A 15,931-nucleotide genomic window follows, 5' to 3' on the forward strand; every position below is an offset into this window, starting at 1 on the left:
AGGCCTGCAGGCGGCCCACGGCCGGCCGCCCGCGTGGGTCAGTTGGCGTGGAGGGCGGCGTTGAGTTCGATGCCGGTGCCCGTGCGCGGGACGGCCTCGACCGCGCCCGACTGCGAGTTCCTCCGCAGCAGGATGCCGTTCGTGCCGGACAGTTCGGCGGCCTTGACCACCGTGCCGTCCGGGAGGGCGACCTTCGTGCCCGCCGTCACGTACAGGCCCGCTTCCACCACGCAGTCGTCGCCCAGTGAGATGCCGATGCCGGCGTTGGCGCCCAGCAGGCAGCGCTCGCCGATCGAGATGACCTGCTTGCCGCCACCCGACAGGGTGCCCATGATGGAGGCGCCGCCGCCCACGTCGGAGCCGTCGCCGACCACCACGCCGGCCGAGACGCGACCTTCGATCATGGAGGAGCCGAGGGTGCCGGCGTTGAAGTTCACGAAGCCTTCGTGCATGACCGTGGTGCCGTTGGCCAGGTGCGCGCCGAGCCGTACCCGGTCGGCGTCGGCGATGCGCACGCCTGAGGGCAGCACGTAGTCCACCATTCTGGGGAACTTGTCCACTCCGTACACCGTCACAGCGCCCCTGGCCCGCAGCCGCAGCCGCGTCTGCTCGAAGTCCGGCACGGGGCATGGGCCGAAGTTGGTCCACACCACGTTGGCCAGCAGGCCGAAGATGCCGTCCAGGTTCGCTCCGTGCGGCTTGATCAGGCGTGCGGAGAGCAGGTGGAGCCGCAGATAGGCGTCGTGCGCGTCGGCGGGGGCCTCGGAGAGCTTGGCGATGCCGGTGCGCACCGCCACCACCTCCACGCCTCTCGCGGCGTCGTGGCCCGTCAGCGAGGCCAGCTCACCGGCCTCGTCGGCGGATAGCCGCTCGGTGCCCGAGAGGGGCGCCTCGCCCAGCTCGGGGGCGGGGAACCAGGTGTCGAGTACGGTGCCGTCGGCGGCGATGGTCGCGAGACCGACGCCGAACGCGCCGGTCGAGGTGGGATCGATAGCAGTCACGGGCCAAAAATACCGTTCGCCGGTCGGGTGTGTTCGTTCAGGTCGGCCAGGTCTGGCGCGGCGCCCAGGTCCGCCGGGCCGGCCTGGCGGTGCCCAGGTCCGCCAGGTCGGGGGCGGCGCTCAGATCCGCCGGGCCGGCCTGGCGGTGCCCAGGTCCGCCAGGTCGGGGGCGGCGCTCAGATCCGCCGGGCCGGCCTGGCGGTGCCCAGGTCCGCCAGGTCGGGGGCGGCGCTCAGATCCGCCGGGCCGGCCTGGCGGTGCCCAGGTCGGCCTGGTTCAGCCGAGGGCGCCGAGGTCGGCGGAGAGCCAGCGTTCGGGGCGCATCCGGAAGGTCACCAGTGCGTTGAGGTCGGAGCCCTGGACGTATCCCGACACCGCGTCCGCGGGCAGGTAGCGCGCGGAGATGCGGGTCAGGTCCTCCAGCGTCGTGGGTTCGGAGCTCAGGACGGGCCCCTCCACCGACACGTACCGATATGTCGGGCTGGCCCGCTGCACCAGCATCGAGAACCTGCCCGTCTTCGCGATCAGCCTGGCTTTGACCGAGTCGCCGTCGGTCAGGAACCTGATCTCTCCGCCGGGGCTGTAGTCGTACCAGACGGGCACGTTCAGTGGTGCCCGTCTCTCGCCGGCTTCCACGGCCAGGCTCGCGATGTGCGGCTCGGCCAGGAATTCTTCTCGTGCGGCCACGCTCAACGGCATTCGGCCCCCACCCCCGTACGCACCGATCTTGTGCTGGCTATTCCCGGTGCGCGCGGTCCCGAAAGCTCCCCGCCGCGGCTTTGTGCGCGACGTCACCGAGTCGGAGCCGGTCAGGCGGGTGTGATGGCGACGGAACGGTCCCGTGGCGGCCGCCGTTCGGCCGGCCCGGCAAAGACCACGGTCCTGGCCGCCGGCGCGCCGTAGCGGCGGCGCGCCGGTGAGGCGGGTGAGCGTCTCCCTGGAGGGTCCTCAGCGAGGGTCGGCGACTGGGGCCGACCCGGCGAAGCCGTAAAGAAAAGATCTTAAAAGCTTTTAGTTGCCGTGCGAGACCGCGGAGCCGATCGTGTGGACGCGCAGGGCGTTGGTGGAGCCGGGGGTGCCGGGAGGCGACCCGGCCACGATGACCACCTTGTCCCCCTTCTCCAGCCGCCCCAGGGACAGCAGCGACGCCTCCACCTGCCGCACCATGTCGTCGGTGTGGTGCACGAACGGCACGTGGAACGTCTCGACCCCCCACGTCAGCGACAGCTGCCCCCGCACGTGCGGTGCCGAGGTGAAGGCGAGCAGCGGGATCGGCGAGCGGTAGCGGGCCAGGCGGCGGGCGGTCTCGCCCGACATGGTGAAGGCCACCAGCGCCTTGGCTCCGACGATGGCGCCCACTTCGGCGGCGGCTCGTGCGATCGCGCCGCCCGTGGTCTCGGGCATGCGCTCCAGCGTGTGGGTGGCCTGCAGGGATGCCTTCTCGGCGGCGCAGGCGATGCGGTCCATCGTGGAGACGGACTCGATCGGGTAGTTGCCGACGGAGGTCTCGCCCGACAGCATGACGGCGTCGGCGCCGTCCATGACCGCGTAGGCCACGTCGGAGGCCTCGGCGCGGGTGGGGCGCGGGGCGTTCATCATCGAGTCGAGCATCTGGGTGGCGACGATGACCGGGCGGGCCTTCTCGCGGCACAGCTCGATGATGCGCCGCTGCACGATCGGCACCTGCTCCAGGGGCAGCTCGACGCCGAGGTCGCCGCGGGCGACCATGATGCCGTCGAAGGCCTCGACGATCTCGGGGAGGCGGTCGACGGCCTGCGGCTTCTCGATCTTGGCGAGCAGCGGCAGGCGCACGGCCTCCTGCTCCATGATGTTGCGCACCACGTCGGCGTCGGACGGGCGGCGGACGAACGACAGGGCGATCATGTCGAAGCCGGTGCGCAGTGCCCAGCGCAGGTCGGCCTCGTCCTTGTCGGTCAGCGCGGGCGCGCTGACGTTGATGCCGGGCAGGTTGAGGCCCTTGTTGTCGGAGATCATGCCGCCGATGACGACGCGGGTGATGATGCGCTCACCGTCGACGCGGGTGGCCTCCAGCACGAGGCGGCCGTCGTCGACCAGGATCGTGTCACCGGGGCGTACGTCGTTGGGCAGGCCCTTGTAGGTCGTGGAGACCTGGTCGCGGTCGCCCGGCACGTCTTCGGTGGTGATGGTGAAGACGTCGCCGAAGCCCAGCCTGACGGGGCCTTCTTCGAAGGTGCCCACCCGGATCTTGGGCCCCTGCAGGTCGGCGAGCACGCCGACGCCGCGGCCGAGGTCGGCCGCGACCCTCCTCACCCGGTCGTAGACCTCTCGGTGCAGGTCATGGTTGCCATGGCTGAGGTTGAACCGTGCCACGTCCATGCCCGCGGAGATCAGCTCACGGAGGCGTTCTTCGGAAGAAGTGGCAGGGCCTAGGGTGCAGACGATTTTCGCGCGACGAGTCACGAGTACTACCTTAATTGGTACAGACCAGTTCGCTGTCACTGACGACGGAGAACGTACCCGACGTAAGAGAACAGCACGAGAACGGCAACCCCCAGACGCACCAAGTTAGTGTGCTCCTGCGGGTAGATCACGTCCTCGATGTAGTGGTCGATGAATCCGGACGCCGGTAAGCCCTCCATCCCGGCCTGCCGGCGTCCCCAGTCCTCGGCGAGGGTCAATGGGCACTCTACGCCGGTGACGATCGAGATCACGCCCCAGGCGACCACGGCGAGGTGTGCCCAGAGCGTGCGCCGCCACCGCCAGGCGAGGAATCCGCCCACGGCCAGGTAGACGAGGAACGCGAAGTGCACCACCATCGCGGTGTCCGCGACGAGGCGATACATCATGGTGTGAAGGTAGCGGCCTTCCAGGCGTCGACGATGCCGTGGCCGTAGAAACCGTTACGGGACGGGCCGCCTTCGCAGGTGTGGGTGTCGGTCTCGCCGTAGGCCTTGTAGACGTACTGGCGGGGCGACGGGCAGGCCTTGTGGGTGGCGCTCTTGTAGAGCAGGTCCTGGACGGTGGCGGGGTCGAGGGCGAGGCCGCCGGCGCCGGGCTTGCCGAAGCGGCTGATGAGGATCGCGGCGACGCCGGTGGCGTGTGGGGCGGCCATGGAGGTGCCGTCGAGGTACTGGTAGTAGGAGCAGGGGCCGCGGGTGCAGTCCCGTACGACGTCCGCGCCTTTGGGCCGGCCCGAGGAGTCGATCCGCCCGCCGGCGCGAAGCACGTGCTCGGGGACGGCGGCCAGGATCGACCTGGTGGCCTTGCTGCCCTTGCCGTCGAGGACGTCGCCGCCCGGCGCGGCCAGGTCGGTCTGCTCCAGGCCATAGTCGCTGTAGATCGCCTTGCGCCCGGAGGGGCCGACCGCGGAGACGGAGATGACGCCGCCGGACTCGGCGGGCACGTTGATGCAGGAGTTGTCGATGCGGCGGACCTTCTCGTCACCGCGCGGGTAGCCGGGGCTCTTGTCGTCGACCTTGGGATGGCCGAGGTCGGTGGAGCCGTTGCCGAGCGCGGAGATGAGCGTGACGCCCTTCTTGCGGGCGTAGTCGAGCGCCCGCTGCATGCCGGTGATGATGGCCTGCTGTTCGAGCTGCTGTTTTCTGGTGTCGGACTTGTTGGCGGAGCAGTTGAACAGCCAGGGGTCGACGTAGTAGCTCATGTTCACGACGTCCACGCCGATGTCGGCGGCGTAGGTGAGGGCGTCGAGGCTGGGCTTGAGGAAGAAGAACCCGGAGTCCTGCCCGGCTCTGATGTTCACCAGCCGCACGCCGGGAGCGACGCCGGCGATGCCGATGCCGTTGATCGGGGAGGCGATGGTGCTGGCCACGTGCGTGCCGTGGCCGTCGTCGTCGGCGTCGACGGGGTCCTTGCAGCCGCTGGCCTCGCAGGGGCCGTCGAGTGTCTCGCCGTCGTCGTCCTTGGGTTTGTCGGTGACGAAGTTGCGGCTGAGGCCGCGGTCGAAGTTGGGGGCGATGTCGGGGTGTTTGCCGTCGACGCCGGTGTCGATGATGCCGACCAGCACCTGCTTGGAGCCGGGCGCTTTGGCGTGCGCGCGGTCGGCGCCGATCATCCGCATGTCCCACTGCCGGTTGGCGAGCGGCTCTCCGGCGCCCTTCTTGGTGAAGGACGACGCGTCGGGGAAGGCGGCGGATCCGGTACGTTCCGCCGTGGCCATGCCGATGGCCCGGTCCGGGGACACCCCGACGATGGCCTGGTCGGCGCCCAGACCGGTCACGAACGCGTCGCCGCCGCCCTTGGCCAGGAGGTAGCCGAGCCTGGCGTCCTGGCCCACCGTGGTGCCGCCGGCGCGCTGGACGGCCTCCATTGCCTGGCGTTGCTTGCCGCCGGCGTAGAAGACGAGGTATTCGCCGGGATGGGCGGCGGTCTTCGCGCCCGGTGTCCCGCCCGGTATCGCCCGGCCGCCGGGCGTCGCGGGCGAGCAGGCGGCAAGGGCGACGACAGCCGTCAACGCCGTCAGACCTGAGGCGACCCGCCGCATTCCGCTCCCATCCGCAAAACTAGCCGCAGAAAATCTGCACCTTCCCGACACTAACCGACTGATGCAACTTACCTGTGAAATTCCGGTCTAAGAGCAGCGAAGCGGACCCCAGCTCGAGGCCCGCTCCGCCCCAGGTCAGCGGACTCGGGCAGCGCCTGGATCGCCTCGAGGCGTGAGCGCGGCCTGCCCCAGCGCGGGCGGGCGCGCCCGGCCTCCCCAGCGCGGGCGGGCGCGCGCCCCGGCCCGCGACGGACCGGGCCGGGCCAGACCCACGCGGCGGGGTCAGCGGGTGAGGTCGATCTCGGCGCCGCCGAACACGACCTGGCGCGGCATGGGCAGCGCGAGGAAATCGTGCGGGAAGCCGAGCTCGACCCGGCTGGCCTCGTCCAGGGCGGCCAGCTGGCTCTCGGTGAACCGCACGTCGAGCGCGCCCAGGTTGTCCTCCAGCTGCGCCAGCGTACGCGCCCCCACGATCGGCGCCGTCACGCCGGGGTTGAGCGTCGTCCAGGCCAGCGCGACCTGCGACGGCCGCACGCCCAGCTCGGCGGCGACCCGCTTTACCACGTCGGCGATGTCCAGTGCCCGCTCGGTCAGCGCGCCGTTGGCCGCCGCGACGTTCTTGCGGGTTCCGGCGGGGTCGGCGGCGGCCTGCCCCGTGTCGAGGTCGGCCCTGGTGTACTTGCCGGTCAGCACGCCGCTGGCCAGCGGCGACCATGGGATGACGCCGAGCCCCATCTCGCGCGCCATCGGGATGAGGTCGCGCTCCACCGTGCGCTGCGCCAGGCTGTATTCGATCTGCAGGGCGATCAGCGGCGCCCAGCCCCGCAGGCCGGCGATGGCCTGCATGCGGGAGACCTGCCAGGCGGGCGTGTCGGAGATGCCGACGTAGAGGACCTTGCCCAGCCTGACGAGGTCGTCCATGGCGCGCAGGATCTCCTCGACCGGGGTGGTGAAGTCCCAGGCGTGCAGGTAGAGCAGGTCGATGTGGTCGGTGTTGAGCCGGCGCAGGCTCGCCTCGACCGACTGCACCATGCTCTTGCGGTGGTTGCCGCCGGAGTTCGGGTCGCCGGGGCGCCGGGCCATGGTGTACTTCGTGGCGATCACCAGTTGCTCGCGCCGGCCCGCCGCGAACTCGCCGAGCAGCGCCTCGGCGGTGCCGTCGGTGTACTGGCTGGCGGTGTCGATGAAGTTGCCGCCGCGGTCCAGGTAGGTGTCGAAGATCCGGCGGGACTCGTCCTTGTCGGAGCCCCAGCCCCAATCCGTCCCGAACGTCATGGTCCCCAGGGCCAGCGGCGAGACCCGCAGCCCCGAACGGCCGAGCAACCGGTACGTGTCAAGAGTCGTCATGGCATCCAGCCTGCTCCGCACGCGGCCCGGCGGTAAGGGAAGGCTCTTCCTGGGACTGACCGTCCCAGGAAAGGCGGCCGTAGGATCAAGGGGATGAGCACCGTGGACCAGACTCGCGAACTGGCGGCCTTCCTGCGCACCCGCCGCGAGCGCCTGGATCCCCGCGACGTCCCGCTGCCCGCCCGCCGGGGCCGGCGCCGCACGCCCGGCCTGCGCAGGGAAGAGGTCGCCGAGCTGGCCGGTGTCAGCGTCGACTACGTGATCCGCCTGGAGCAGGGACGCGGGCTACGGCCCTCGCCGGAGGTGCTGGAGGCGCTGGCCGAAGCCCTGCGGTTGAGCGAGGACGAGCGGCTCTACCTGTTCGATCTCGCCCAGCAGCGGCCCAAGCCGGAGCGGCGGGCGCCCGCCGACGAGGCGGGGCCGCTGTCCCGGCTCGTGCTGGACCTGTCACCGCTGCCCGCCATGGTGCTCAACCACCGCTTCGACCTCATCGCGTGGAACCCGGAGATGGCGGCCCTGGTGCTGGATTTCGGCACGCTGCCGCCCGAACAGCGCAACATCATGTGGCTGTGCACGCTGCACTCCGGCCTGCGCGGCTTCTTCCGCGACAGGGAGCGGGCACTGCGCGAGGGCATCGCGGATCTGCGGGCGTCGTGGGCGGCTCATCCCGACGACAAGGCCCTGTCGGAGCTGATCGACGAGCTGACCTCGGGCAGCGAGGAGGTCGCCCGCCTGTGGGCGCGGCGCGACGTCCGGGTGAACGGCCGGGGCCAGAAGCGCCTGCGGCACGCCACCGCCGGCCCGCTGACCATCACGTACGAGGCCCTGGTCCCGCTGCAGGCCCCCGGCCAACGGCTGGTCGTCTATCGCGCCGCCGACCCGGCCTCCCAGCGCACGCTTGACGCCATCACGGCCTCGTGCTCTCCGGCGACGGCAGAGGCCGGGCGCGCCTGACAGCGGCGCGGCCCGGCCCCGGAGACGGTCAGACCAGCGGTCGCGCGGTCGGCAGGATCGGGTACGGCAGCGCCGTGTCGCCCGTCAGGTAGCGGTCCACGCCGGAGGCGGCGGCGCGCCCCTCGGCGATGGCCCACACGATGAGCGACTGCCCGCGTCCCATGTCGCCGGCCACGAAGATGCCGTCCACCTTGGACATGTAGGTCTTGTCGCGCGCGACGTTGCCCCGCTTGTCGTAGAAGCCGTCGCCGCCGTCCTCGGCCAGGTCCTGCAGCAGCGCGCCCTTCTCGGGGCCGACGAAGCCCATGGAGAGGGTGACCAGCTCGGCGGGGATCTCCCGCTCGGTGCCGGGGATGGGCTTGAACCCGGCCTGCGGTCCCTCGACCTCGACCAGGCGCAGCGCCCGCACGTTGCCGTCGGCGTCGCCGGCGAACTCGGTGGTGGACACCGCGTAGACCCGCTGCCCCCCGCCGTCGGCCAGCTCCTCGTGCGCGCTCTCCACCTTGAACAGCATGGGGTACGTCGGCCACGGCTGGCTGTCAGGCCGCGAGACGGGCGGCTGCGGCATGATCTCGAGCTGGGTGATGGACTTGGCGCCCTGCCTGATCGCGGTGCCGATGCAGTCGGCGCCGGTGTCGCCGCCGCCGATCACCACCACGTGCTTGCCCTCGGCCGAGATGGGCGCGACCGCGAAGTCGCCCTCCTGGACCTTGTTGGACAGCGGCAGGTACTCCATGGCCTGGTAGATGCCCTTGAGGTCGCGCCCGGCGACCGGCAGGTCGCGCCACTGGGTGGCGCCGCCGGACAGCACCACGGCGTCGTACTGCTCGCGCAGTTCGGCGGCGGTGATGTCGACGCCGACGTTCACGCTGGTGCGGAACTCGGTGCCCTCGGCGCGCATCTGCTCCAGGCGGCGCTCGATGTGCCGCTTCTCCATCTTGAACTCGGGGATGCCGTAGCGCAGCAGGCCGCCGATCCGGTCGGCGCGCTCGTACACCACCACGTCGTGCCCGGCCCTGGTGAGCTGCTGCGCGGCCGCGAGACCGGCCGGTCCCGAGCCGACGACCGCGACCTTCTTGCCGGTCTTGACGGCCGGGGGCTGCGGGGTCACCCAGCCCTCGGCGAACGCCCGGTCGATGATCTCGACCTCGACCCGCTTGATCGCCACCGGGTCGGAGTTGATGCCGAGCACGCACGCCGCCTCGCACGGAGCCGGGCAGAGCCTGCCGGTGAACTCCGGGAAGTTGTTCGTGGCGTGCAGCCGCTCGATCGCCTCGCGCCAGTCGGTGCGGTAGACGAGGTCGTTCCACTCGGGGATGAGGTTGCCCAGCGGGCAGCCGTTGTGGCAGAACGGGATGCCGCAGTCCATGCAGCGGGCCGCCTGCTTGGTCAGCTTCTCCTGCGAGAAGTCCTGGTAGACCTCGCGCCAGTCGCTGATGCGGACGTCCACGGGGCGGCGCGTGGGCAGCTCCCGGTCGTGCGTGAGAAAACCCTTGGGGTCAGCCATCGGTACGCCTCCCTTAACCCTGAACCGCGGCCGACATCACGGCCTCGTCGATGTCCCTGCCTTCGATGCGGGCGGCCTCAGCGGCCTCCATCACCCTCTTGTAGTCGGTCGGCATGATCTTGCCGAACCTGCCGAGCGCCACGTCCCAGTCCGCCAGCAGCTGCTTGGCGACCGGCGAGCCGGTCTCCGCGAAGTGCTTCTCGACGGTCTCCTTGAGGAACTCGGCGTCCTGCTCGGTGAGCGCCTCGATGGCGACCATCTCGCGGTTGACCCGCTCGGGCTTGAGGTCCAGCAGGTACGCGATGCCGCCCGACATGCCGGCCGCGAAGTTGCGCCCGGTCGGGCCGAGGACGACGGCCTTGCCGCCGGTCATGTACTCGCAGCCGTGGTCGCCCACGCCCTCCACGACCGCGGTCGCGCCGGAGTTGCGGACGCAGAACCGCTCGCCGACGACGCCGCGGATGAACACCTCGCCGGACGTGGCGCCGTACAGGGCGACGTTGCCGGCGATGATGTGGCCGTCGAGCGGGGCCGCCTCGTGCGGCCGGAGGGTGATCCGCCCGCCGGACAGGCCCTTGCCGAGGTAGTCGTTGGCGTCGCCGGTCAGCCGCAGCGTGATCCCGCGCGGGACGAACGCCCCGAACGAGTTGCCCGCCGAGCCGGTGAAGGAGGTGTCGATGGTGTTGTCGGGCAGGCCCTTGCCGCCGTACCGCTTGGTGACCTGGTAGCCGAGCATGGTGCCGACCGTGCGGTTCACGTTGCGGATGGGCAGCTCCAGCATGACCGGGGTGCCGTCGTTGAGCGCGCCCTCGGCGAGCTGGATCAGGGTGTTGTCCAGCGCGTGGTCCAGGCCGTGGTCCTGCTCGACGACCCTGTGCAGCGCGGTGCCGGCGGGCAGCTCGGGCTGGTGCAGGATCGGCGACAGGTTGAGCCCGTTGGCCTTCCAGTGCTCCTCGGCCGCCGCCGTGTCGAGCATCTCGACGTGGCCGATCGCCTCGTCGAGCGAGCGGAAGCCCAGCTCGGCCAGGTATTCGCGGATCTCCTCGGCGATGAACTCGAAGAAGTTGACCACGAACTCGGGCTTGCCGGTGAAGCGCTTGCGCAGCTCGGGGTTCTGCGTGGCGACGCCCACGGGGCAGGTGTCGAGGTGGCAGACCCGCATCATGACGCAGCCGGAGACGACGAGGGGGGCGGTGGCGAAGCCGTACTCCTCGGCGCCGAGCAGCGCGGCGATGACGACGTCGCGGCCGGTCTTGAGCTGGCCGTCGACCTGGACGACGATGCGGTCGCGCAGGTCGTTGAGCAGCAGCGTCTGCTGGGTCTCGGCCAGGCCGAGCTCCCACGGGGCGCCCGCGTGCTTGAGCGACGTCAGCGGCGAGGCGCCGGTGCCGCCGTCATGGCCGGAGATGAGCACCACGTCGGCGTGCGCCTTCGACACGCCCGCGGCGACCGTGCCGACGCCGACCTCGGCGACCAGCTTCACGTGGACCCTGGCCTCCGGGTTGGAGTTCTTCAGGTCGTGGATGAGCTGGGCCAGGTCCTCGATCGAGTAGATGTCGTGGTGCGGCGGCGGCGAGATGAGGCCGACGCCGGGCGTGGAGTGCCGGGTCTTGGCGATCCACGGGTAGACCTTGTGGCCGGGCAGCTGGCCGCCCTCGCCGGGCTTGGCGCCCTGGGCCATCTTGATCTGCAGGTCGTCGGCGTTGACCAGGTATTCGCTGGTGACGCCGAACCGGCCGGAGGCCACCTGCTTGATCGCGGACCTGCGGGCGGGGTCGTAGAGCCGCTCGGGGTCCTCGCCGCCCTCGCCGGTGTTGGACTTGCCGCCGAGCCGGTTCATCGCGATGGCGAGCGTTTCGTGCGCCTCCATCGAGATGGAGCCGTACGACATCGCGCCGGTGGAGAACCGCTTGACGATGCTCTCGACGGGCTCGACCTCTTCGATCGGGATCGGGTTGCCCTTGCGCAGCTTGAACAGGCCGCGCAGGGTCATCAGCCGCTCCGCCTGGGAGTCCACGAGACTCGTGTACTCCTTGAAGATCTCGTAGCGGCGGGTCCTGGTGGCGTGCTGCAGCTTGAAGACGGTCTCGGGGTTGAACAGGTGCTGCTCGCCCTCGCGCCGCCACTGGTATTCGCCGCCGACCTGGAGCCTGCGGTGGGCGTTCTCCACGCGCGGGTAGGCGTGGAGGTGCCGCTGCGCGGTCTCCTCGGCCAGCACGTCGAACCCGACGCCGCCCAGGCGCGAGGTGGTGCCGGTGAAGCAGGAGTCGATGACCTCCTGGCTCAGGCCGAGCGCCTCGAAGATCTGCGCGCCGGTGTAGGAGGCCACCGTGGACACGCCCATCTTGGACATGACCTTGATGACGCCCTTGCCGTACGCCTTGATCAGGTTGCGCACGGCCTTGCGCTTGTCGATCTGGAGCGCGCCGGTGTCGACCAGGTCCTCGATGGTCTCGATCGCGAGGTACGGGTTGATCGCGCCCGCGCCGTAGCCGATGAGCAGCGCCATGTGGTGGCACTCACGGGCCTCGCCGGTCTCGACGACGAGACCGATCTTGGTGCGGGTCTTCTCCTGGATCAGGTGGTGGTGCACCGCGCCGGTCAGCAGCAGCGACGGGATCGGCGCCAGCGCGTCGGAGGAGCCGCGGTCGGACAGCACGATGATGCGCGCGCCGTCCGCGATCGCCTTGGACGCCTCGGCCCTGATCTCCGCCAGGCGGCGCAGCAGCGCCTCGCCGCCGCCGGCGACCTCGTACAGGCCGCTGATGACGTGCGGGTGGAAGCCGGGCAGGTCGTGCTCGTCGTTGATGTGGATGATCTTGGCGAGCTCGTCGTTGTCGATCACCGGGTACGGCAGCACGAGCTGGCGGCACGAGCTGGGCCCCGGGTCGAGCAGGTTGCCCTCGGGGCCGATGGTGCTGGCCAGCGAGGTGACCAGCTCTTCCCGGATGGCGTCCAGCGGCGGGTTCGTGACCTGCGCGAACAGCTGGCTGAAGTAGTCGAACAGCAGCCGCGGCTTCTCGCTGAGCACGGCGACGGGCGTGTCGGTGCCCATGGAGCCGATCGGCTCGATGCCGCTCTTGGCCATCGGCGACAGGATGATGCGCAGCTCTTCCTCGGTGTAGCCGAAGGTCTGCTGCCGCTTGACGAGCGCCTCGTGCGTGGGGATCTCGCGCTGGCGCGCGGGCAGCTCCTCGAAGCGGACCAGGCCGGCGTGCAGCCAGTCGGAGTACGGCAGCTCGGCGGCCAGCTCGGCCTTGATCTCGTCGTCCTCGATGATCTTGCCGCGGGCCGTGTCGATGAGGAACATCTTGCCCGGCTGCAGGCGGCCCTTGCGGACGACGTCCTCGGGCTTGAAGTCCAGCACGCCGGCCTCGGAGGCGAGCACGACCAGGCCGTCGGCGGTCACCCAGAAGCGTCCGGGGCGCAGGCCGTTGCGGTCGAGCACGGCGCCGGCCAGCGTGCCGTCGGTGAACGTGATCGAGGCCGGGCCGTCCCACGCCTCCATCAGCGAGGAGTGGAACTCGTAGAACGCCCGCCGCGCGGCGTCCATCTCGGTGTGGTTCTCCCACGCCTCCGGGATCATCATCAGGACGGCGTGCGGCAGGCTCCGGCCGCCCATGTGCAGCAGTTCGAGGGCCTCGTCGAAGCTGGCGGTGTCGCTGCCATCCGGGTCACAGATGGGGAAAAGTCGCGAAATATCGCCCGGAATGTGGGCGGACGCCAGCATCGCCTCGCGAGCCCGCATCCAGTTGCGGTTGCCCTTGACCGTGTTGATCTCGCCGTTGTGCGCGACGTAGCGGTAGGGGTGGGCCAGCGGCCAGCTCGGGAACGTGTTGGTGGAGAAGCGCGAGTGCACCAGCGCGATCGCGGTGTCGTACCGCTCGTCGGACAGGTCGGGGAAGAACGGCTCGACCTGGCCGGGCGTGAGCATGCCCTTGTAGACGATCGTGCGCGCCGACAGCGAGGGGAAATACACGTCCGCCTCGTGCTCGGCCCGCTTGCGCAGGCAGAACGCCAGCCGGTCCAGCTCCAGCCCTTCCCGGCCCTCCGGGTCCGCGACGAACAGCTGGGCGAAGTGCGGCATGACGGCCCTGGCGCTCGGCCCGGGCAGGTCGCGGTCGACCGGCAGCTCGCGCCAGCCGAGCACGGTGAGGCCTTCCTCCGCCGCGATCTCCTCGATCAGCCTGGCGGCGATGCCACGGGCCTGCTCGTCGGCCGGCAGGAAGCCGATGCCGGTGGCGTACGCGCCGGCCGCGGGCAGCCCGAACGGCACGACGGCGCGGTAGAACGCATCGGGCATCTGCGTCAGGATCCCGGCTCCGTCGCCGGTGTCCGGCTCGCTACCCTTGGCCCCCCGATGATCAAGGTTGCACAGCGCCGTCAGCGCCTTGACCACGATCCCGTGCCCCCGGCGTCCCGCGACGTCGGCGACCATGGCGACACCGCAGGCATCGTGCTCGTTGGCGGGGTGGTAGAGGCCCTGGGGCTCGGGGAACCCGAGGTGGGCAGCAGGCATGTAATCCCTCCCGTCGTCATCGTCTGTCTCAAACTGCTCTACAGGCGGGGACGACGTTGGCCCTGCTGCATATTGTGGGTAGAGGTTACCGCACCCTGCCGGAATGGTGCCCGCCACGTCCGCATTGCGAACATTCGACCTTGTCCATCATCCGAACTCCCTATCCCAAAACTCGGATCCAGGCGGCGAAATTCCCGCTGCGGGTCGGCGATTTACGACACAGGGCGCGATTTCCAGCCGGGCCCTCGAAGGGGCCGCCCGGACCCGTCTCTTGGCCGCGCCCCACGCCCCGGCTCGCGTACGGTGTGGGGCCCACACGCCAGGGCGGCACGCTGGGCCGGAGTCCGCGCAGACCCTCGATAGGGTTGCGTCATGGAGCGTGACGGGGTGGAGCGCCTGCTCGACGCGGCCGGGGCAGGGAGCAGGCCGTTGCGGCACGCGCTGACGCTCTTGTGCGACGGCCAGTGGTGGACGCTGGCGGACCTGGTCAGAGGGACCGCCACGGGACGGCGTACGATCGAGTCCCTGCTCCGGGAGCTGCCGCTGGAGCGGGCCGGGGACCGTTTCCGGGTGCCGCTCGATCACGCGCCCGACTACCAGGACCTGTTCGCCCTGGCCCCGCCTCCCGAGGACCCGGTGGGCCACCTGGTCCCCCACTACTCCCAGGCGCTCGAACGCCTCACTCGGCTGGTCGCCGGCGCCCCGCGCGCCCGTCACACGCTGGACCACGTTTCGGCCACGCCGGAAACCGTGCTGCGACGCGCGCTCCTGCTCGGCGCCCGCTTCTGGCTCCGGGGCACGCGCCTGCTGTGCGTGGGCGACCACGACCTCACCTCGCTGGCCGTCAAGCTGGTCCACCCGGAGACCGACGTCACAGTGGTGGACATCGACGAGCGCATCCTCGCCTACATCGACGACCAGGATCTTGGCGTCCGCACGCGCTGGGCCGACCTGCGGCTCAGTCTGCCGTCCTCGGTCAGGGCCCACGATCTGGCGCTCACCGACCCGCCGTACACACCGGAGGGTACGAGCCTGTTCGTGGCGCGAGCCGTGGAAGGGCTGAAGGACGACGGGCGGGTGCTGCTGGCGTACGGCGCCAGCGAGCGCACCCCGATGCTGGCCTTGAAGGTGCAGCAGGCGCTGTCGGAGCTCAATCTCACGTTCGAAGCCATTTACCCGGACTTCAACCGATACTTCGGGGCAGAGGCCATCGGCTCCGCCGCCGACCTCTACATCCTGCGCCCCACCACCAAGACACGCCCGGCAGTGATGTCCCGCCTGAGCCGCCAGACCACCGCCATCTACACCCAGGGCCCTCAAGCCATCGAAGCCGCCCAGAACACCCCCTCAGCCCTCGGAACGCCCGGTTCCGGCCCCGCCCCGTCCGGCCTGCCCGCGGACTTCGAGCCTGACCTGCTGGTGGGCGAGTGGCCCAAGCAGTTGCGTCAGCCTCGGGTCAGGCTGTCGACGTGGCTGGCCAAGCCATACGCCGCCGCCGTGGACCGGGTCGCCATCGCCCTGCCTCCCGGCCTGGAGGCGGCGCTGCCCCGCCTGCTCCTGGCGGCCCGCGCGGGGCACGTACGCGTCCTCGGGACCGACTTCCCGCCCCTCCCGGACGTGTTGTCCGCCGTCTACGAGCTGAGCGCCGAGGGCGGCACGCTCGACGCCGTACGCCTCCCGCCGCCCAGCGGTGACACGGCGGCCGGCGTGTTGCGCAGGATCCTGGACAACGGCCACGCCAAGCTGGCCAACACCTGGCGGGAGGCCCTGATCGCGGTGGCCCGCGCCCAGGGCACGACGCTCACCAAGAACGAGGCCCGCGTCCTCATCCGCGAGGCGGCCTCCTGGTCGGATGACCTCACCCCGCTGGAGGCGCCGCTCCACCGCCTGGCAAGCCTCCCGAAAGCGGTCGAGGCGACGGTCTCGGCCCTCACCACGACCGGCTGAGAGCCGAAACCGGCACCCTGGGCCTTCGCAGCCGGCCGCCCTGGTGTCCAAGCCGCCCTCTGGCCGTAGGACGACCCCCTAGGTGCCGGAGTCGGCCACCCTGGTGTTCGAAGCAGACCCTGAGTGTCGAAGCCGGTCGCCCTGGTGTCGTCGGAGCCGGGCCCGCCTGGGCG

10 protein-coding genes are annotated in these 15,931 nt (G+C 70.7%); 2 read left to right on the top strand and 8 right to left on the bottom strand.

Going from position 1 to position 15,931, the window contains the following annotated elements; all coding sequences use genetic code 11:
• Positions 1-38: 38 nt before the first annotated feature.
• The 6 genes from dapD to ACTMTI_RS14820 all read right to left on the bottom strand — a co-directional run bounded on the left by dapD (position 39) and on the right by ACTMTI_RS14820 (position 6,831).
• Positions 39-1,001, bottom strand: coding sequence for a 2,3,4,5-tetrahydropyridine-2,6-dicarboxylate N-succinyltransferase (dapD, locus tag ACTMTI_RS14795; protein ID WP_441120871.1), 963 nt, complete (start codon positions 999-1,001; stop codon positions 39-41).
• Between the two features lie 276 nt (positions 1,002-1,277).
• Positions 1,278-1,700: a pyridoxamine 5'-phosphate oxidase family protein gene (locus ACTMTI_RS14800; protein ID WP_441120872.1), complete on the bottom strand. Its 423-nt coding sequence runs from the start codon at positions 1,698-1,700 to the stop codon at positions 1,278-1,280.
• A 312-nt stretch (positions 1,701-2,012) separates the two neighbouring features.
• Positions 2,013-3,443 carry a pyruvate kinase gene (pyk, locus tag ACTMTI_RS14805; RefSeq protein WP_441120873.1) on the bottom strand — a complete coding sequence of 477 codons (1,431 nt, stop codon included), beginning with the start codon at positions 3,441-3,443 and terminating at the stop codon, positions 2,013-2,015.
• 35 nt (positions 3,444-3,478) lie between these two features.
• Complete coding sequence (locus tag ACTMTI_RS14810) at positions 3,479-3,829, bottom strand: DUF2784 domain-containing protein (RefSeq protein ID WP_441120874.1); 351 nt, start codon at positions 3,827-3,829, stop codon at positions 3,479-3,481.
• The gene (locus tag ACTMTI_RS14815; RefSeq protein WP_441120875.1) at positions 3,826-5,484 is read right to left on the bottom strand and encodes a S8 family peptidase; all 1,659 of its coding nucleotides are present in this window, start codon (positions 5,482-5,484) and stop codon (positions 3,826-3,828) included. Before ACTMTI_RS14815 ends, ACTMTI_RS14810 begins: the two co-directional genes overlap by 4 nt.
• A 282-nt stretch (positions 5,485-5,766) precedes the next feature.
• Positions 5,767-6,831, bottom strand: a complete 1,065-nt coding sequence (locus ACTMTI_RS14820; protein WP_441120876.1) for an aldo/keto reductase — start codon at positions 6,829-6,831, stop codon at positions 5,767-5,769.
• A gap of 93 nt (positions 6,832-6,924) precedes the next feature.
• Between ACTMTI_RS14820 and ACTMTI_RS14825 the strand changes: the two genes are divergently transcribed.
• On the top strand, positions 6,925-7,785 hold the full coding sequence (locus ACTMTI_RS14825; protein WP_441120877.1) for a helix-turn-helix domain-containing protein: 861 nt from the start codon (positions 6,925-6,927) through the stop codon (positions 7,783-7,785).
• Between the two features lie 28 nt (positions 7,786-7,813).
• On the opposite strand, the gene ACTMTI_RS14830 is transcribed toward ACTMTI_RS14825, so the two are convergent.
• Both ACTMTI_RS14830 and gltB read right to left on the bottom strand, forming a co-directional pair.
• Entirely contained in the window at positions 7,814-9,292 is a 1,479-nt protein-coding gene (locus tag ACTMTI_RS14830) for a glutamate synthase subunit beta (protein ID WP_441120878.1), read from the bottom strand.
• 13 nt (positions 9,293-9,305) lie between these two features.
• Positions 9,306-13,811, bottom strand: coding sequence for a glutamate synthase large subunit (gene gltB, locus ACTMTI_RS14835; protein WP_441120879.1), 4,506 nt, complete (start codon positions 13,809-13,811; stop codon positions 9,306-9,308).
• 372 nt (positions 13,812-14,183) lie between these two features.
• On the opposite strand from gltB, the gene ACTMTI_RS14840 reads away from it, so the two are divergent.
• On the top strand, positions 14,184-15,758 hold the full coding sequence (locus tag ACTMTI_RS14840) for a bis-aminopropyl spermidine synthase family protein (protein WP_441120880.1): 1,575 nt from the start codon (positions 14,184-14,186) through the stop codon (positions 15,756-15,758).
• Positions 15,759-15,931: the final 173 nt, after the last annotated feature.

The sequence above is a fragment of the Nonomuraea sp. H19 genome, assembly GCF_052068215.1.
GTDB lineage: Bacteria > Actinomycetota > Actinomycetes > Streptosporangiales > Streptosporangiaceae > Nonomuraea.

Excerpts from the sequence above, each read along its gene's own strand:
- ACTMTI_RS14800 (WP_441120872.1), bottom strand. The coding sequence starts at position 1,700 with ATGCCGTTGAGCGTGGCCGCACGAGAAGAATTCCTGGCCGAGCCGCAC.
- ACTMTI_RS14810 (WP_441120874.1), bottom strand. The coding sequence starts at position 3,829 with ATGATGTATCGCCTCGTCGCGGACACCGCGATGGTGGTGCACTTCGCG.
- ACTMTI_RS14815 (WP_441120875.1), bottom strand. The coding sequence starts at position 5,484 with ATGCGGCGGGTCGCCTCAGGTCTGACGGCGTTGACGGCTGTCGTCGCC.
- ACTMTI_RS14820 (WP_441120876.1), bottom strand. The coding sequence starts at position 6,831 with ATGACGACTCTTGACACGTACCGGTTGCTCGGCCGTTCGGGGCTGCGG.
- ACTMTI_RS14825 (WP_441120877.1), top strand. The coding sequence starts at position 6,925 with ATGAGCACCGTGGACCAGACTCGCGAACTGGCGGCCTTCCTGCGCACC.
- ACTMTI_RS14830 (WP_441120878.1), bottom strand. The coding sequence starts at position 9,292 with ATGGCTGACCCCAAGGGTTTTCTCACGCACGACCGGGAGCTGCCCACG.
- gltB (WP_441120879.1), bottom strand. The coding sequence starts at position 13,811 with ATGCCTGCTGCCCACCTCGGGTTCCCCGAGCCCCAGGGCCTCTACCAC.
- ACTMTI_RS14840 (WP_441120880.1), top strand. The coding sequence starts at position 14,184 with ATGGAGCGTGACGGGGTGGAGCGCCTGCTCGACGCGGCCGGGGCAGGG.